This window comes from Gilliamella sp. Occ3-1 (assembly GCF_001690655.1).
GTDB classification, from domain to species: Bacteria; Pseudomonadota; Gammaproteobacteria; order Enterobacterales; family Orbaceae; genus Gilliamella; species Gilliamella apicola_P.
The window spans coordinates 1-17,474 of record NZ_LZHQ01000024.1; the positions used below are offsets into that span (position 1 = coordinate 1).

Here is a 17,474-nt window from a genome sequence, read left to right on the forward strand (position 1 = left end):
ATGTCTAAAGAAAAATTTGAACGTACAAAACCCCACGTTAACGTTGGTACAATCGGCCACGTTGACCACGGGAAAACAACTTTAACAGCTGCAATTACAGCTGTACTTGCAAAAAAATACGGCGGTCAAGCTCGTGCATTCGATCAAATCGATAACGCACCGGAAGAAAAAGCACGTGGTATCACCATCAACACTTCACACGTTGAATACGATACACCAACTCGTCACTATGCACACGTAGACTGCCCAGGCCATGCTGACTATGTTAAAAACATGATCACTGGTGCTGCACAAATGGATGGTGCTATCTTAGTAGTGGCAGCAACAGATGGTCCTATGCCACAAACTCGTGAACACATCCTTTTAGGTCGTCAAGTAGGTGTTCCTTACATCATCGTATTCTTAAATAAATGTGATATGGTTGATGACGAAGAATTATTAGAATTAGTTGAAATGGAAGTACGTGAACTTCTATCTCAATATGATTTCCCAGGTGATGATACACCAGTAATTCGTGGTTCTGCGCTTAAAGCGTTAGAAGGCGATGCAGCATGGGAAGACAAAATTGTTGAATTAGCAGAAGCATTAGATAGCTATATTCCAGAGCCAGAGCGTGATATCGACAAACCATTCCTATTACCAATTGAAGACGTATTCTCAATTTCAGGACGTGGTACAGTAGTAACTGGTCGTGTTGAACGCGGTGTAATTAAAGTTGGTGAAGAAGTTGAAATTGTTGGTATCAAGCCAACTACTAAAACAACTTGTACTGGTGTTGAAATGTTCCGTAAATTGCTAGACGAAGGTCGTGCAGGTGAAAACGTTGGTGTATTACTACGTGGTACAAAACGTGAAGAAATCGAACGAGGTCAAGTACTTGCAAAACCAGGTTCAATCACTCCACATACTGATTTTGAATCAGAAGTGTATATTTTAAGCAAAGATGAAGGTGGTCGTCACACTCCATTCTTCAAAGGTTACCGTCCACAGTTCTACTTCCGTACAACTGACGTAACTGGTACTATCGAATTACCAGAAGGTGTAGAGATGGTAATGCCTGGAGATAACATTAAAATGACAGTATCCTTAATTCACCCAATTGCAATGGCAGAAGGTTTACGTTTTGCGATTCGTGAAGGTGGTCGTACTGTTGGTGCAGGTGTTGTTGCTAAAGTTATTAAGTAATCAAAGTATTAGCTACCACAGAAAGGGTATCGATAGATGCCCTTTCTTATCTAGTCTGTTTAGCAAAATGTTTTTGATAAAAGAGCATTTTGGAAAATAGATATTACTATAAATAACATAATTATGGGTTTTATATGCTAGTAAGTAACGAGAGTAAAGATACAAATACTATTCTAGACAAATTAAAGTGGTGTCTAGCTCTAGTATTGATTGCGTTTGTTGTTTGGGGAAATTTTTATTTTGCTGAACCTAATGATATATATCAACCTAATACAATCGTTCGGATTATTGCAGTTGTTGTAATTTCGTTATTAACCCTGTTAATTGCAATTACAACAAACAAGGGTAAGTCATTTTTGTTATTTTTACAAGAATCTAGAAAAGAGTTAAGAAAAGTTGTATGGCCAACTCGTAAAGAAACAGCACAAACAACTTTACTGGTTGCAGCTATCACACTTATTGTTGGTTTAGCGCTTTGGGGAATGGATTCAGTATTCCGTTCAATTATCTTTTATTTAACATTAATAGGGCGTTAATATGAGCGAAACACAACAAAAGCGATGGTATGTTATTCAAGCTTATTCTGGCTATGAAGCTAGGGTTGCACAGTCATTACGTGAATACATCAAATTACATAATATGGAAGATGCATTTGGTGAAGTTTTAGTACCCACTGAAGAAGTTGTTGAAATGAAAAGTGGTCAACGTCGAAAAAGTGAACGTAAATTCTTTCCTGGTTATGTATTAGTTGAAATGATGATGAATGATGCAACTTGGCATTTAGTAAAAAGTGTACCAAGAACAATGGGCTTTATTGGTGGTACTTCGGATCGTCCTGCACCAATTAGCCAACGTGAAGTTGATGCAATCATGAATCGTTTACAACAAATAGGCGATAAACCACGCCCTAAAACACTATTTGAACCAGGCGAGCTTGTTCGTGTTAACGAAGGTCCATTTGCTGACTTTAATGGTGTAGTAGAAGAAGTTGATTATGAAAAAAGCCGCTTAAAAGTATCCGTTTCTATTTTTGGGCGTTCGACACCTGTAGAACTAGATTTTAGTCAAGTTGAAAAGAGCTAATCTTTTGATATAGTTTTTTCACTGAATTAACTGTATCTTTTAGAAAACCACAAGAGTCTATCTTGTGGTTTTTGTTTTTATGAAAGAAATATAATGCCTTTAGAAAATTTGAGAATAATAGTTCTATTGCCAATATATTTTATTAAAGTGAATCGCCAAGGTAGATAAAACCACTATAGGATCATAATTTAACTTATTATTAATATAATATAGGCAGTCTACTCTTTTTTAGATTTTTTTATTCTTTTACCCATATCAAAGTGATATCCCAACCAATAGTTAGGCCAACGTGCTTCGATTCCTATATTATTAACTATTAAAGCAACCATGACTAATAAAACCGAACCTATAAGTACTGGTGTTATCAAGAATGAATAGTTAGTAATTCCAGACATCATGATTAGAATAGGGTTTGCACCAGCTGGAGCGTGAACTACACGTAGTAACTGCATCAATGCGATAGATGTCCCAACTGCTAATGCTATCGGTATAATTCCATTACTAAATAAATTAATGAACAACACGCCTATAAAAGACGAAATAAAATGCCCTCCTATAACATTTCTTGGTTGTGCTAATGGAGATTTAGGTGCAGCAAATAACAAGACGCATGTTGCACCAAATGGAGCCATAATTGCTAATGTACCTCCCCACTGAGTGATTACGAGCAAAGTTAAAATCCCTAAAGCACCCCCAATAAATCCTCTCAATATAGCTACTGCGTTAGGTTTAGGTGACATCACCTCTCCTCCTTTTAATTTTTCTAGCATAAATCTCTCCTGTTTGGTTAATGTGGGATTTTAATAAAACTAGTAAGTCTATTAAGTAAACTGTCTCGTTTACTTAATGCATATTTATTAACTATAAAGGTCAAACATTATTTATAATTAACTATATTAGAGTTGTTGTGATAGAATCAAAAATATTCTAGCAATTACAAATAATAAAAAATGAAATTGAAGCCTGAAATTGTTGATATGATACTTGCTGCGGCTGAATCGCTGTTTAATGAATATGGTTATCATCCTGTTAGTTTAGAGCTTATTGCAGAAAATGCAGGTGTATCAAAAAGAACATTATATAAATATTTTGGTGACAAAAATGGGCTTGTAAGTAAAGTGTTACTTAGGCGGAATGATTGTTTTAAAAAATCACTTACAGATGTTATCGCTGTTTTTTCTGAAAAAAAAGACAAAATCAATGCAATTATTTCATGGCATATAAAATGGTTTAAGAATGATAATTACCGTGGTTGTATGTTTGTACGAGCCAAGTCTGAATATAACAATAAAAGCGAAGAAATATGCGCTATTGTTAGTGAACATAAAAAGTGGATTCAAGATAGGATTTTTGAATGTCTAGGAGGCACAAAGTCATGTGAACAAGCATCTTGCCTAATTATGTTAATACTTGAAGGTATGATATCTTGCACATCCGTTTTTGGTATTGAGGGATATGATTTTGAACAGGCAAAAATGTACATCTATGATATCGTCGATAACATTGGCGAGGATAACCTATGAATTTAAATAGCTGGCTTATAGACAATGGATAGCCATTACCTCAAGCCTATTAACCGAAATGATCAATTTAATCTAAGTTAAACGATTCCAATTGTTGTTGTAATTCTAACCATTGTAGTTCTGTTTCTTCTAATTGATTTTTAAGTTGGCTTTGCTCTAGTAACAAAGTTGTAAGTTCGTTTTTTTTGCTCGCATCATAGATTGCAGGATCAGACAGTTGTTCTTCAATTTGCTTTAATTGATGGGTTAATTTATCAAGCATCTGTTCTTCTTTTTGTAACTGTTTTTTTATTGGCTGCATTTGTGCACGTAATTCAGCTTGTTTACGTTTTTGCTCTTTACGATCTTGAGCTGATATATTACTTGTATTTTCTTTTTTGGGTGAATTTATTTCGTCATTTGATTGGTTATCATCTTTTTGTGCTTCGGCTAACCATTTTTGATAATCATCAAGATCGCCGTCAAATGGTTCAACTTTATGATCATGGACTAAATAGAATTCATCGGTGGTCGAACGCAACAAATGGCGATCATGTGACACCACCACTAATGCACCATCAAAATCAATCAATGCCTCAGTTAGAGCTTGTCGCATATCTAAGTCTAAATGATTGGTTGGCTCGTCTAATAAAAGAAGATTTGGTTTTTGCCAGACAATTAAAGCTAAAACAAGTCGCGCCTTTTCACCACCCGAGAAAGTTTTAACTGGCTCGGTGACTTTGTCGCCTTGAAAATCAAATCCACCTAAATAATTACGTAGTTCTTGCTCTGTATTTTTCGGTTCGGCAAGTTGCGTTAAATGCCAAAGTGGTGACTCATCGGGGCGTAGATATTCTAATTGATGTTGAGCAAAATAGCCTAATTGAACACCTTTAGCGAGATTAATATGGCCTTCTTTAGGTGCAAGTTCTCCGGCCAGTAATTTAATCAGTGTTGATTTCCCAACACCATTGCGTCCTAATAAGCCAATGCGTGAACCAGGGACTAAATTAAGCTTAATTTTTTCTAGTATAATTTTATCATCATAACCCGCTACAACTTTTTCCATCCTTAACAAAGGACTTGGTAAGAATTCAGATGGCTTAAAATTAAAATGAAATGGATTATCAACATGAGCAGGTGCAATCAGTTCCATTCTTTCTAGCATTTTTATACGGCTTTGTGCCTGTTTAGCTTTTGTTGCTTTGGCTCTAAAGCGATCGATATAATTTTGTAAGTGTGCAACTTTGAGTTGTTGGCTTTCATAAAGAGACTGTTGTTGAGCAAGTTTAGTTGAACGTTGGATCTCAAAGGAGGAATAATTGCCCGTATATTCAAATAAACTTTTTTGTTCAATATGAATAATTTTATTGACTAAAGGATCTAAAAAATCACGGTCGTGAGAAATTAAGATTAAAGTTCCTTGATAGTTGCTTAGCCATTTTTCAAGCCAGATGACAGCATCTAAATCAAGGTGATTGGTTGGTTCATCAAGCAATAATAAATCAGAACGACATATTAACGCTTGTGCCAAATTCAATCGCATTCGCCAACCACCAGAATAGGATTTAACGGGTGACATTAATTGCTCATTAGAAAACCCCAATCCATGTAATAATGTTGCAGCTCGTGCACGAATTGTCCATGCATCTATGGTATCAAGCTTTTCATGAATGACCGCAATTTGTTGACCATTATTTTGCTCATTGGCAATATTTAACTGCTTTTCTAATTGACGATATTCACGATCACCATCAATAGCATATTCAATCGCTGGGATATCTAATGCAGGTGTTTCTTGATTGACCCAAGCAAGTTGCCATTGCGATGGTATACTTAACGTGCCGGCATCAGCTTGAATTTCACCTTTAATTAGTGAAAACAGCGTCGATTTTCCGCAGCCATTTTTACCCACTAACCCCACTTTTTGTTGAGGATTAATGGTTGCCGATGCATTATCTAATAGCAGGTTAACGCCTCGGCGCACTTGGATCGAATCAAAAACTATCATGATATTTATGTCTATTATTCAAAATAAAATAGGTTAATAAAAATTGTTTTAATCATCTAAAATCAGGAACGTTATAAAACAATCAATTTAAACAAAAAAGCCCTTTGTTGAAACGAAAAGGGCTTAAATTAATTATTTAATAGGACTATTTTTTAATTGCTGATAAAGCACGACGGATAAAGAACGTGCATATACCAACAAAAACAAAGAGTCCTAAAAGTTGTGGTAACATACCTAAATCGAACGGTATTGCGAGTGGAGCATCATTTCCGCCATTGGTGATGCTAATCACAATTACAATAGCTAATAACACGCCAACTAAGCTCTCGCCAACAATCAAGCCCGATGCAATTAGCGCCGCTTTACGATCAACTTTTTGGTATTGTTCTTCTGGATCTAAATTTTGCGCTTGGGCTTTTTTGTACGCATTACGTTTAATTATCCATGATAAAAAAGTACCAATAATAATTGGTGTTGTAATGCTTGGCGGTAAATAAATGCCTAACCCAACAGCAAGAGCTGGTATGCGAAAATTAGATTTATTTTGGGCAAGAATTAAATCAACAATAATAATAGCAGCGCCTAAAGCAAGTCCTATTAAAATCATCGTCCAGTCAAGTTGATGAGCAAAAATTCCCTTAGCAATTGTTGTCATCAGTGTTGCTTGTGGTGCAGCTAAAACTTGGCTTACATCCATATCTTGGCGAGGTAAAGCGCCAGTAAAGCCATAAGCGTTATATAAAATTTCTAAAATAGGCGCAATAACAATTGCACCAACAACACAGCCAAGTAATAATGCGACTTGTTGTTTCCAAGGGGTAGCATTAACCAAATGACCTGTTTTTAGGTCTTGTAAATTATCATTTGAAATACAAGCGATCGCCAAAACAGCACTGGTTGTAAAGAGCGCAAGTGCGGTTGCAAAATTAGAACCTTCAATAGAAGATAGCATACCATTAGCTTCGCCTAAACATAATAAAATCAATGAAATGACAACCACAGCAACAATTGCTATTCCTGATATTGGGCTTGCTGATGAGCCAACAAGTCCAGCCATATAACCACAAGCGGCAGCCACTAAAAAACCCATAATAAAAGCAAATAATACAGCGCAAAAAACTAATGTCCAAGCAACGCCTGCTGATAACCCACTATTGGCAATGAAGCTATAAAAAGTCACTAACAAAATAGCTAACATACTACCCATAATTAATAAAATAGTTTTAGGTGATAAATCCCGCTCGGTTGATGCAATATCACTGTCAGACGCATCTGAACGCATACTTTTAAACGAGATTTTTAACCCTTCGGCCATCGGTTTGATTAACGTGAGTAATGTCCAAACGGCTGCAATTGCGATTACCCCAGCACCAATAAAACGAATATCTTTTGCCCAAAATCCCATAGCAACCTCAGATAATGGTTGACTAGTATCATAATCGGTAATTGCACTTAAAATTGGAACACCAAATACCCAACCAATAATAGTACCAATTAAAATAGCAATTCCAGACATAATTCCGATTAAATAACCAGCACTAAGTAAAGCTAATGAGAACCCCATAGGTAGTTGAAAAATAGACTTACCAGCAGTAAACCAATAAGCAGTACTTTCTGATAACGCACGAAAACCATTAGTAAAAAGGCTAACAATCGATGCAATCACGCCACCAAATAAAATATCCTTTAGCCCATCATTAGCTTCATTATTATCAGTTTTAGAACCAGCCTTTAAAATTTCAGCGGCAGCCACACCTTCAGGATAAGGTAAATTACTTTTAACGACCATTACATGACGTAAAGGAATTGAAAATAAAACCCCAAGCATCCCACCTGCGGCACATATAGCAAAGGTTAACAAAAATGGAAAGTGTTGCCAATAACCAATCATTAACAACCCAGGTAGCACAAAAATAATTGAAGATAAAGTGCCGGCAGCTGATGCCTGAGTTTGAACCATATTATTCTCTAAAATAGTTGAACCTGAAAACAGTTTCAATACAGCCATTGAAATTACTGCCGCAGGAATTGCTGACGAAAAAGTTAACCCAACTTTTAAGCCAAGATAAACATTCGATGCAGTAAAGATAACAGTAATAAGAGCACCAAGTATGGTTCCTCTTAAAGTAAGCTCGCGTAAATTATTCATATTGTTTAATAACGTTAAATTAATAGGCGAGTATTATATACTTAATTCGCATTTATCGGCTAGAAGTTCCGTAATCAGCGATGTTTTTACAGTTTTTATTGTTGTTTTTGGTGAAATAATTACCAATGACAGCAGAATATATTGATGCTAATGTTTGAAAGAGTAACCGTTTTGTTATGAAATCATTTACAATAGCATCAATTAGTGATTAATTTATGAGAGATATTTTGAACGCATTACAACGCTTACAAGCCATAACCAAACAACTTCGTGATCCTGTTAATGGTTGTCAATGGGATCGAGTTCAAACTTTTGCATCTTTAAAATCATATACATTAGAAGAAACGTACGAAGTACTTGATGCAATTGATAAACAAGACATGGATGAACTAAAAAAAGAACTTGGCGATCTACTATTTCACATTGTCTTTTATGCTGATTTAGCCCAAGAACAAGGAAGCTTTAATTTTGATGAGATTTGTTTATCGGTTGTAGATAAATTAGTTTATCGTCATCCTCATATTTTTACTGAAAATAAGACTGAAAAACCTAACTGGGAACAACTTAAACAAAAAGAACGAGACAAAAAAGCGCAATACTCATTGCTTGACGATATACCCCAAGCAATACCAGCGTTAATGCAAGCAGAAAAAATTCAAAAGCGCTGTGCCTCGGTTGGTTTTGATTGGCATGATATAAAACCTGTGCTTGATAAGGTAAAAGAGGAAATTGATGAAGTTGAGCAAGAGCTTGAACAAAACAAACAAGATCCACAAAAAATTGAGGAAGAACTTGGTGATTTATTGTTTGCGACCGTCAATTTAGCTAGGCATTTAAAGGTTAAATCAGAACTCTGTTTACAGCAAGCTAATAAAAAATTTACCCGGCGATTTCAACAAGTAGAATCGATACTCAAACAAAAAAACTTATCTTTGATTGATGCAACGCTTGAACAAATGGAAGACGCGTGGCAAAGTGTTAAACAATTAGAACAGATTAAACTCAATAGCGAAGTGAATAAAAATGACTGAACAGAAAAATGAATTATATCAAGAAATCGAAGCATGGGCACAAAATGCGATATTAAATAGTCCAAAATGGAGCATTAATCAGCTCGATTACTCTGAAAAAAGTATTACTGTTGTTGAAATGATCATCAGTGAACTGGCTGAAAAAAACTTTAGCATTCCAGAAGAACAACTCAACATGATATCGCAAGAATACGGATGTTATTTATTGCTCACCGCCCATAAAATATACGGGGGTGAATTTTATTGGAACGAAGAATTTGAACAACCCATGTTAATTTGCTGTGAACCTGATGCCATGATAGTCCTCATGACATGGAACAAAGTAAAAGGACGGTTAGTAGGGGATAAAGCCGATCATATTGCCTATTTTTTAGATGAATTTGGCAAAGCTACTTTTCAACCCGAAAAAGGTACTCATGTGGTTTATTTATAATAAAAATACTTCATTGTAATAGACGAACTTTATCGACTACATTAATTAACAAACTCTAAAATATCTCTGAATTAGTCGTGTGATAGCCTCGAATCTTTGAGGTATCTTCGCTATGCTTAAATTTTTCGAGAGAAATTTGAGATACTATGTAAAATAGAAAATTGAATTTTAAATATGAGCTATTTAGTTAGGTAAGCAAGAGAGGTTAAAAACCTCTCTTTTTGGAATAAACGTTAACTTATTTTACGCGTGATACATATTCGCCTGAACGAGTATCCACTTTAAGTATTTCACCAATTTGTACAAATAAAGGCACGCGAACAACTGCTCCAGTTGATAATGTTGCTGGTTTACCGCCTGTTCCTGCTGTGTCGCCTTTTAAACCTGGATCGGTTTCGATCACTTCAAGTTCAACAAAATTTGGTGGTGTTACTGCAATCGGTTGGCCGTTCCATAAAGTTAAAATACATTCCGCTTGATCAACTAACCATTTTGCATTGTCGCCAACCGCTTTTGCGTCAGCCGAAAGTTGCTCAAATGTATCGTTATTCATAAAATGCCAAAATTCACCGTCAGTATAAAGATAAGTTAAATTCATATCAATAACGTCAGCAGCTTCAACTGATTCGCCTGATTTGAATGTTTTGTCGACAGTTTTGCCTGAAAGTAATTTTTTAATTTTTACACGATTAATAGATTGACCTTTACCCGGTTTATAAAACTCATTTTCAACAATGACACACGGTTCGCCGTCTTGCATTATTTTAAGACCAGCTTTAAACTCATTAGTACTATAAGATGCCATAAAAGCTCCAACTAAAATTCTGAATTACAAAAAATGAGCCATATTATACAGCAAAAAGTTGAACTACCAAATAATAAAGATGAGTGGATTTTTGATCTTGCCAATGTTGTAACAGATATCAATGTTTTATACTCCTATTTAGAACTAGATCCTAATACCATCTCAATCCCTATGCAACAGGCGAAAAAACAGTTTCCGCTTCGGGTTCCTAGGGCTTTTATTAATCGAATGGAAAAGGGGGATAGTAATGACCCACTTTTGTTACAGGTGCTTTGTGATGATAGGGAGTTATTAAAAGTTGAAGGGTATAGTCATGACCCATTACAAGAGCAAGATAACGCTGTTCCCGGATTATTGCATAAGTATCACAATCGCGCATTATTGATTACGAAGACCGCTTGTGCAATTAACTGCCGGTACTGTTTTAGACGGCATTTTCCTTATTATGATAATCAAGGTACTAAAAAGAATCTTGCTGTTGCGCTTGAATATATTGCGAATCATCCTGAACTTGATGAAATTATTTTATCAGGAGGTGATCCATTAATGGCAAAAGATCATGAAATGGCTTTTTTGATTAATGCACTTGAAAAAATCCCTCATGTTAAGCGTTTACGGATTCATACGCGTTTGGCCGTTGTTATTCCTTCTCGAGTAACGCTTGAACTTTGTAGGTTATTTGTTGAAAGTAGATTGCAAATTGTAGTAATTACTCACATTAATCATCCAAATGAAATTGATAATGCAGTTGCTGGCGCAATTGGGCTTTTAAAAAAGAGTGATGTGATTGTGCTAAATCAAAGTGTATTACTGAAAAATATTAATGATAATGTCAATGTTTTGGCTCAGTTAAGTAATAAACTTTTTGATATTGGCATTTTGCCTTATTACATTCATTTATTAGATAAAGTGCAAGGTGCTGCTCATTTTTTAGTTGATGATAAATCAGCTAAATTAATAATGAAACAGCTTGCCGAGCAAGTGTCGGGTTATTTAGTGCCTAAATTAGCGCGCGAAATCGGTGGTGAGAAAAGCAAACAAGTACTTACTTTTTGGAATTAGTTAATTGTTTTTTTTAGTTATAACTTATTATTTTATAATCTATTTTATTCTATTTTATTCTATTTTATTTTATCGTATGGTAACTAGGTGTTAATGGGATTAATCTGTAAAAATCTCATTGACGAAAAATAAAATAGGCACTATAATTCCGACCTCTTTAATTAATGCTGTAGAGTTTTTACTCTGCAACCTGTTGATAATTAGATTTGGATATAAATCGTCATGAAACGCACATTTCAACCATCAGTATTAAAACGCAATAGAACTCACGGTTTCCGTGCTCGTATGGCAACTAAAAACGGTCGTCAAGTTCTTGCTCGCCGTCGTGCTAAAGGCCGTGTTCGTTTAACTGTTGCTAGCTGATTTAAAGTTGGGTGATTAAGTTCACTTTTCCTCGGGAGTTACGATTGTTAACTCCCTTTGATTTCAATCATGTCTTCCAAGAGTCCATTCGGGCTGGTTCTCCGTTTTTAACTTTAGTTGCACGAAAAAATAACTGTAATCATATGCGGTTAGGGTTTGCTATAGCTAAAAAACAAGTGAAACGGGCTCATGAGCGTAATCGTATAAAGCGACTGTCTAAAGAGTATTTTCGGCTTCACCAACATCAATTTCCTAATATTGATTTTATTGTGATGGCTAAACAGCCAGTTATCGACTTAGATAATCAGCAACTCGTTGAAACATTGAATAAATTATGCCAACGAATCATAGCCAAATACGAGGCTTAAATAAATTTAAATTGATTATCAAACAGCATGTTTATGCATGTAACTATATGATAGTTAATGTTTTTGTGCTTTTTGTTCGTGTTTATCAACGTTTTATTAGCCCTTTATTAGGTCCTAAATGTCGCTTTACACCGACGTGCTCACAGTATGCAATAATTGCACTAAGACGCTTTGGATTAATAAAAGGTGGTTGGCTAACCGTTAAACGTGTATTAAAATGTCATCCTTTACATGAAGGGGGAGAAGATTTTGTTCCTCCAAAAACTAAAACCAATAGAGAAAAACACTAATGGGATCTCAACGTAATATTTTAGTCATTGCTTTACTTTTTGTATCTTTTTTTATTTGGAAAGCGTGGGAAGAAGATCACGCTCCTAAACCTCCAATCGAAAACCAATTAACACAACAAATAAGTGATGATGAGTTAACAGCTGGTGCAACACAAGGTAAAACAATTATTGTAAAATCGGATGTGTTGTCACTCACTATTAATACTTATGGCGGGGATGTTCAAGCTGCACAATTATTGAAATATGAGCAAACGCTTCATTCTGGTACGCCTTTCCAATTGTTAACATCTCGTCCTGATTTTGTTTATGTTGCTGAAAGTGGATTAACTGGTAAGGATGGTCCTGATAATGCAACTCAAGGATCAAAACGTCCTGTCTATCAAACTGAAAATTCAGAATATGTTTTAGCTGATGGGCAAGATGAATTGCGTGTTCCTCTTACTTATCAAGTTAATGGTGTAAGTTATACTAAATATTATATATTACACCGTGGTAGTTATGCTGTTGATGTTCAGTATGCTATTAATAACCAAAGCAGTGCATCTGTTGATGTTGCCATGTATGGTCAATTAAAACAAACAATTAAATTACCTGATGATATTCCAACCGAAGGCGGTAGTGGATTAGGGCAAAGTGCATTCCGTGGTACAGCTTATTCTAGTTCTAGTACTAATTATAGCAAATACAGTTTTGATGACATCAAAGATAAAGCTTTATCGGTTGATACCCAAACGGGTTGGATTGCGATGTTGCAACACTATTTTGCTTCTGCATGGGTACCCGCACAGGATAAAAATAATTTATTTTATTCTCGTGCAACGGCTAATAACTCTCAAGCAACAATTGGTTTCAAAAGTGAATCAGCAGTTATTCCTGCGGGGAGTTCTCAAATTATTGGTGCAAAATTATGGTTAGGACCAGAAATTCAAAGCCAATTGAAAGAAACAGCCAATCATCTTGACTTAATTGTTGACTATGGATGGTTATGGTTCTTATCACAACCGTTGTTTTATTTATTAAAATTTATTCAAAGTTTTGTTGGTAACTGGGGCTTCTCAATTATTGTTATTACATTTATTGTTCGAGGTATTTTATTCCCATTAACTCGTGCTCAGTATCGTTCAATGGCGAAAATGAAGCTATTACAACCCCGCTTACAAGCGCTGAAAGAGCGTTATGGTGATGATAGGCAAAAAATGAGTATGGAAACAATGGCGCTTTACAAGCAAGAGAAAGTGAATCCATTAGGTGGTTGTTTGCCATTAATTATTCAAATGCCGATTTTCCTATCATTGTTCTACATGCTAGGTAATACAGTTGAATTACGCCATGCACCATTTGCGCTATGGATTTATGACTTATCAGCACAAGATCCATATTATATTTTGCCTTTATTAATGGGCGGTACTATGTTCTTAATTCAGAAAATGTCACCAACACCAGTTACCGATCCATTACAACAAAAATTAATGACTTACATGCCATTAATTTTTACGGTATTCTTCTTATGGTTCCCATCAGGCTTGGTTTTATATTATATCGTTAGTAACTTATTTACAATTGCTCAGCAACGAATTATTTACTGGGAACTTGAGAAAAAGGGACTTCACGAGAAGAAAAAGAAATAGTATTGATTAAAAGGAGGAGTAATCCTCCTTTTTTGTTTTTATCTTTGGTGTTAATAATATGAATATACAGCAACAATTTAATTTGATAGGTAATGAAAACGGTTATTGGTTTGTAAGTGCTAATGGACGATTATGGTTGCCTAATGGTGAAGTTCCTGTTGGGCGTGCTGATGAATTTGGTTTTATCAATAAACTTGCTCAACCAATAGGTGAATGGAATGGGAAAACAGCTTGGCTGATTTGTGATGAAATGAAAAATGCGATGAGCTCAGTTCGTTCATTACTTGATAGAACAGATCAATCATTATTTAATTTAGCTGGTCGAGCAGTGCAACTTTCTGAGTTTTATCGTTCCCACAAATATTGTGGATATTGTGGACATGAGATGTATATCAGTAGCACGGAATGGTGTTGTCTATGCGATCACTGCAAAGAGCGTTATTATCCACAAATTTCACCATCTATTATTGTGGCTATTCGTCATAATAATAAAATTTTATTAGCAAAACATGTTAGGCATAATCAAGATAACTTATATACCGTTTTAGCTGGTTTTACTGAAATCGGCGAAACAATGGAAACAGCCGTTGAACGAGAAGTATTTGAAGAATCAAAAATAAAAATTAAAAATATTCGTTATGTTGGATCGCAACCTTGGCCATTTCCAAATTCATTAATGATGGCTTATTTAGCTGATTATGATAGTGGTGAAATAGTGGTAGATAAAAACGAACTCATTGAAGCAAATTGGTACCATTATACAGAGTTACCTAAAATTCCTGAGTATGGCACCATTGCTAGACGATTAATTGAGGATACAATTATACTTTGCCGCGAATATGATGAATATGGCAATGACTAATTATATTGAATTGTTCTTGTTAGATTAACTGTTTTTGATTCGTCACTGTTTGATGCTAATTAAAAGCTTTTGTTAATGTTTTTTTAAATTACGGGTTTGCGTTATATATGCGTTATCTTTTTCTAGAGCTAATATACTGAACATTTTCTTTTTATCCTATTTTCTTATTTATTTTTACACCAAATAGCAAGCGCTTCACATTGCCAATCTATCATCATGTAGTACCAAGCTGAACGCCATTTACGAACTGTATCATTGTGTAAATTTAGAGCTTTTCCTATTTGTGAATTATTAGCTCCAGAAACAAGTAAATCAATGAATTGTAGCCACAATTCAGGTTTGGGTATACGGTTTAAACTAGTGTTGCTTAAAAGGTTAAAGCTATGTCGACATCGCTTACAGCGATAGCAAGTGCGAGAACCTATTTTGGTTGTTTCGTTAGAACCACAGTGTTTACAAGTTGGATTTTGTTCATTCAATAAGGCGGTTACTTTAGCTTTAATGGTGCTATATTGTTCCTCTAAAGATGGCATTAACTTAGTTTGTTTTTGATGTATATACCAGCTATGTAATGATGGATAATGGTTTTGAAGATAGTTAATAATAGCTCGATCTCGTCGTGTAACTTTTTCGAGTGAGGTTTCGAGTCGGTCCGCAATTTCTTTATAACCCATTTTATTTATTCGGTTAATAAAAATAAACTCAAACCAATTATAAGGCATTAAACGATTGAAAGGAGTATTGGTTGAAACGGTAAAATATTTATGACAGCCTTTGCAACGATATGTTTTATTAGGTTTTGAACGAATTATATAGAATTCAGTTTTTTTACAAAAGGGACAAGATTGCACATGTTGTGATGTTAATTTTTCTAGGTCATGATGAAAAGCTTTAAATTCATCATGTAATTCGTTCGGTACGAGTTCATAAATCATTTTTTATTCCTTTATCGCTTATCTTCGTAAATATTATCAGATTTTTACGTAAACATATAGCTTTCCTGAAACTTTTTCACACACTTGAATAAAGTATAATAATTGAGCCAGCATAAGTATGATAATTAATGATTATTTAAAAATTTTTATATTCTGATGAATTAAAAAGAAGTAAAAAATTGCTATTAAATAGTATGATTGATAATGTGCTTTGATGAATATGAAAATCTAGATAGGTAATTAAATGCTCTTTCCTATTTGGAAAGAGCAACATTTTAAAAATATTATTTTTGCTGATGCAACCATTCAGCTACTTGTTTGGCAAAATAGGTTAATATTCCATCGGTACCAGCTCGTTTAAAGCAAAGTAAAGATTCCATAATTGCTGATTTTTTATCTAACCAACCGTTTTGAATTGCCGCTGTTAACATAGCATATTCGCCAGAAACTTGATAAGCAAAAGTTGGGACGGCAAAAGTTTCTTTCACTCTTCGAACAATATCAAGATAAGGCAAGCCAGGTTTAACCATGACCATATCTGCGCCTTCACTTAAATCTTGATAGATTTCTTGTAATGCTTCATTACTATTAGCAGGATCGAGTTGATAAGTTTTTTTATTACCACCTTTAATGTTTTTCGCTGATCCGACAGCATCACGAAAAGGTCCATAAAAACTTGATGCATATTTTGCGGAATAAGCCATAATTTGTGTGTTAAAAAAACCGTGCTTTTCGAGTTCATTGCGTATTGCGCCGATACGCCCATCCATCATGTCACTTGGCGCAATAATATCTACACCTGCTTGAGCTTGCATTAACGCTTGTTTAACAAGCGTTTCAACAGAGATATCATTTTGTACATACCCTTGTTCATCAATAATTCCATCTTGTCCATGCGTGGTATATGGATCAAGTGCGACATCAGTTAGTACACCGAGCTCTGGAATTTCTTTTTTTAATGCTCGAACAGCTTTTGGTACTAATCCATTTTCGTTATATGCTTCTTGCGCTAATAAAGATTTTTTTGATGGTTCAATAGCAGGAAATAGTGAAAGAACAGGAATTCCTAGTTTAGCTACTTGTTCCGCTTCTTTTAACAATACGTCAATACTCATTCGATTAACGTTTGGCATCGAGGTAATTGATTCAGTGATATTATTTCCTTCAACAATAAAAACTGGATAGATTAGATCGTTGACCGTCAAACTATGTTCTGCAACCATACGGCGACTAAAGTCATGGGCACGATTACGGCGTAGGCGACGCTTTGGATATTGACCAGTAATTAATGATGTCATGAAATACTCCTGTTTATTCTCAATTAGATTTGATTTATTATCTGACTCTATATGTTGATTAGCAAATTAATTTGTTATTTTATAATAATTCTATTTTTTACTTTACAACATATATCTATTGAGGGTAAAATTGCGCACTAATTTTAGTCCCTTGTGATATTAAACAAATTTGAGGTGAGAGGCACATGCCAGTAATTAAAGTACGTGAAAATGAACCTTTCGATGTAGCATTACGTCGTTTCAAACGTTCTTGTGAAAAAGCAGGAGTTTTAGCTGAAGTTCGTAATCGTGAATTTTACGAAAAACCAACTACTATCCGTAAACGAGCTAAAGCAGCGGCTGTTAAACGTCATGCAAAAAAATTAGAAAGAGAAAACGCTCGTCGTACTCGCTTGTATTAATATTTTAAGTTTATTTATACTGAAAACTAAAATTGATATTAAAAATCAATTTATTATATTTTTAATAT

At 34.9% G+C, this 17,474-nt stretch carries 19 protein-coding genes; 13 read left to right on the forward strand and 6 right to left on the reverse strand.

Annotated features, from left to right (window positions below; all coding sequences use genetic code 11):
- The 3 genes from tuf (at position 1) to nusG (ending at position 2,268) form a co-directional block, all read left to right on the forward strand.
- Positions 1–1,185 carry an elongation factor Tu gene (gene tuf / locus A9G43_RS06620; protein ID WP_065605820.1) on the forward strand — a complete coding sequence of 395 codons (1,185 nt, stop codon included), beginning with the start codon at positions 1–3 and terminating at the stop codon, positions 1,183–1,185.
- 134 nt (positions 1,186–1,319) lie between these two features.
- The gene (gene secE / locus A9G43_RS06625) at positions 1,320–1,721 is read left to right on the forward strand and encodes a preprotein translocase subunit SecE (RefSeq protein ID WP_065607672.1); all 402 of its coding nucleotides are present in this window, start codon (positions 1,320–1,322) and stop codon (positions 1,719–1,721) included.
- A gap of 1 nt (position 1,722) precedes the next feature.
- Complete coding sequence (gene nusG / locus A9G43_RS06630) at positions 1,723–2,268, forward strand: transcription termination/antitermination protein NusG (protein WP_034913625.1); 546 nt, start codon at positions 1,723–1,725, stop codon at positions 2,266–2,268.
- Between the two features lie 218 nt (positions 2,269–2,486).
- On the opposite strand, the gene A9G43_RS06635 is transcribed toward nusG, so the two are convergent.
- Positions 2,487–3,038 (reverse strand): HPP family protein, encoded by a 552-nt coding sequence (locus A9G43_RS06635; protein WP_065607674.1) that lies wholly within the window; start codon positions 3,036–3,038, stop codon positions 2,487–2,489.
- Between the two features lie 180 nt (positions 3,039–3,218).
- Here A9G43_RS06635 and A9G43_RS06640 point away from each other — a divergent pair, with 180 nt between their 5' ends.
- Positions 3,219–3,791: a TetR/AcrR family transcriptional regulator gene (locus tag A9G43_RS06640; protein ID WP_065560458.1), complete on the forward strand. Its 573-nt coding sequence runs from the start codon at positions 3,219–3,221 to the stop codon at positions 3,789–3,791.
- A 67-nt stretch (positions 3,792–3,858) separates the two neighbouring features.
- On the opposite strand, the gene A9G43_RS06645 is transcribed toward A9G43_RS06640, so the two are convergent.
- Together A9G43_RS06645 and A9G43_RS06650 are read right to left on the reverse strand one after the other, a co-directional pair.
- Positions 3,859–5,781 (reverse strand): ABC transporter ATP-binding protein, encoded by a 1,923-nt coding sequence (locus tag A9G43_RS06645; protein ID WP_065607676.1) that lies wholly within the window; start codon positions 5,779–5,781, stop codon positions 3,859–3,861.
- Positions 5,782–5,926: 145 nt separating this feature from the next.
- A complete protein-coding gene (locus A9G43_RS06650; RefSeq protein WP_065607678.1) occupies positions 5,927–7,930 on the reverse strand; it encodes an OPT family oligopeptide transporter in 2,004 nt (667 codons plus the stop codon).
- Positions 7,931–8,157: 227 nt separating this feature from the next.
- Here A9G43_RS06650 and mazG point away from each other — a divergent pair, with 227 nt between their 5' ends.
- The gene (mazG, locus tag A9G43_RS06655; protein WP_218058630.1) at positions 8,158–8,961 is read left to right on the forward strand and encodes a nucleoside triphosphate pyrophosphohydrolase; all 804 of its coding nucleotides are present in this window, start codon (positions 8,158–8,160) and stop codon (positions 8,959–8,961) included.
- Entirely contained in the window at positions 8,954–9,394 is a 441-nt protein-coding gene (locus A9G43_RS06660; RefSeq protein WP_065607682.1) for a hypothetical protein, read from the forward strand. The genes mazG and A9G43_RS06660 overlap by 8 nt, the downstream gene beginning before the upstream one ends.
- A gap of 238 nt (positions 9,395–9,632) precedes the next feature.
- Here A9G43_RS06660 and efp read toward each other — a convergent pair whose 3' ends face one another.
- Positions 9,633–10,199: an elongation factor P gene (gene efp / locus A9G43_RS06665; RefSeq protein WP_065560482.1), complete on the reverse strand. Its 567-nt coding sequence runs from the start codon at positions 10,197–10,199 to the stop codon at positions 9,633–9,635.
- Positions 10,200–10,232: 33 nt separating this feature from the next.
- Between efp and epmB the strand changes: the two genes are divergently transcribed.
- From epmB to nudC, 6 genes are all read left to right on the forward strand, one after another.
- Positions 10,233–11,261 (forward strand): EF-P beta-lysylation protein EpmB, encoded by a 1,029-nt coding sequence (gene epmB / locus A9G43_RS06670; protein ID WP_065607684.1) that lies wholly within the window; start codon positions 10,233–10,235, stop codon positions 11,259–11,261.
- A gap of 222 nt (positions 11,262–11,483) precedes the next feature.
- Entirely contained in the window at positions 11,484–11,624 is a 141-nt protein-coding gene (rpmH, locus tag A9G43_RS06675) for a 50S ribosomal protein L34 (RefSeq protein WP_025314679.1), read from the forward strand.
- An 11-nt stretch (positions 11,625–11,635) separates the two neighbouring features.
- A complete protein-coding gene (rnpA, locus tag A9G43_RS06680; RefSeq protein WP_081298058.1) occupies positions 11,636–11,992 on the forward strand; it encodes a ribonuclease P protein component in 357 nt (118 codons plus the stop codon).
- Between the two features lie 47 nt (positions 11,993–12,039).
- Positions 12,040–12,282, forward strand: coding sequence for a membrane protein insertion efficiency factor YidD (gene yidD, locus A9G43_RS06685; protein WP_065607689.1), 243 nt, complete (start codon positions 12,040–12,042; stop codon positions 12,280–12,282).
- On the forward strand, positions 12,282–13,910 hold the full coding sequence (gene yidC / locus A9G43_RS06690) for a membrane protein insertase YidC (protein ID WP_065607691.1): 1,629 nt from the start codon (positions 12,282–12,284) through the stop codon (positions 13,908–13,910). The genes yidD and yidC overlap by 1 nt, the downstream gene beginning before the upstream one ends.
- A gap of 58 nt (positions 13,911–13,968) precedes the next feature.
- Positions 13,969–14,772 (forward strand): NAD(+) diphosphatase, encoded by an 804-nt coding sequence (gene nudC, locus A9G43_RS06695; RefSeq protein ID WP_065607693.1) that lies wholly within the window; start codon positions 13,969–13,971, stop codon positions 14,770–14,772.
- Between the two features lie 164 nt (positions 14,773–14,936).
- Here nudC and A9G43_RS06700 read toward each other — a convergent pair whose 3' ends face one another.
- Both A9G43_RS06700 and hemB read right to left on the reverse strand, forming a co-directional pair.
- Positions 14,937–15,707 (reverse strand): hypothetical protein, encoded by a 771-nt coding sequence (locus A9G43_RS06700; RefSeq protein WP_065560486.1) that lies wholly within the window; start codon positions 15,705–15,707, stop codon positions 14,937–14,939.
- Between the two features lie 284 nt (positions 15,708–15,991).
- Entirely contained in the window at positions 15,992–17,005 is a 1,014-nt protein-coding gene (gene hemB, locus A9G43_RS06705; RefSeq protein ID WP_065607695.1) for a porphobilinogen synthase, read from the reverse strand.
- A gap of 185 nt (positions 17,006–17,190) precedes the next feature.
- Between hemB and rpsU the strand changes: the two genes are divergently transcribed.
- Complete coding sequence (gene rpsU / locus A9G43_RS06710; protein WP_034882800.1) at positions 17,191–17,406, forward strand: 30S ribosomal protein S21; 216 nt, start codon at positions 17,191–17,193, stop codon at positions 17,404–17,406.
- The last annotated feature ends 68 nt before the right edge of the window (positions 17,407–17,474 follow it).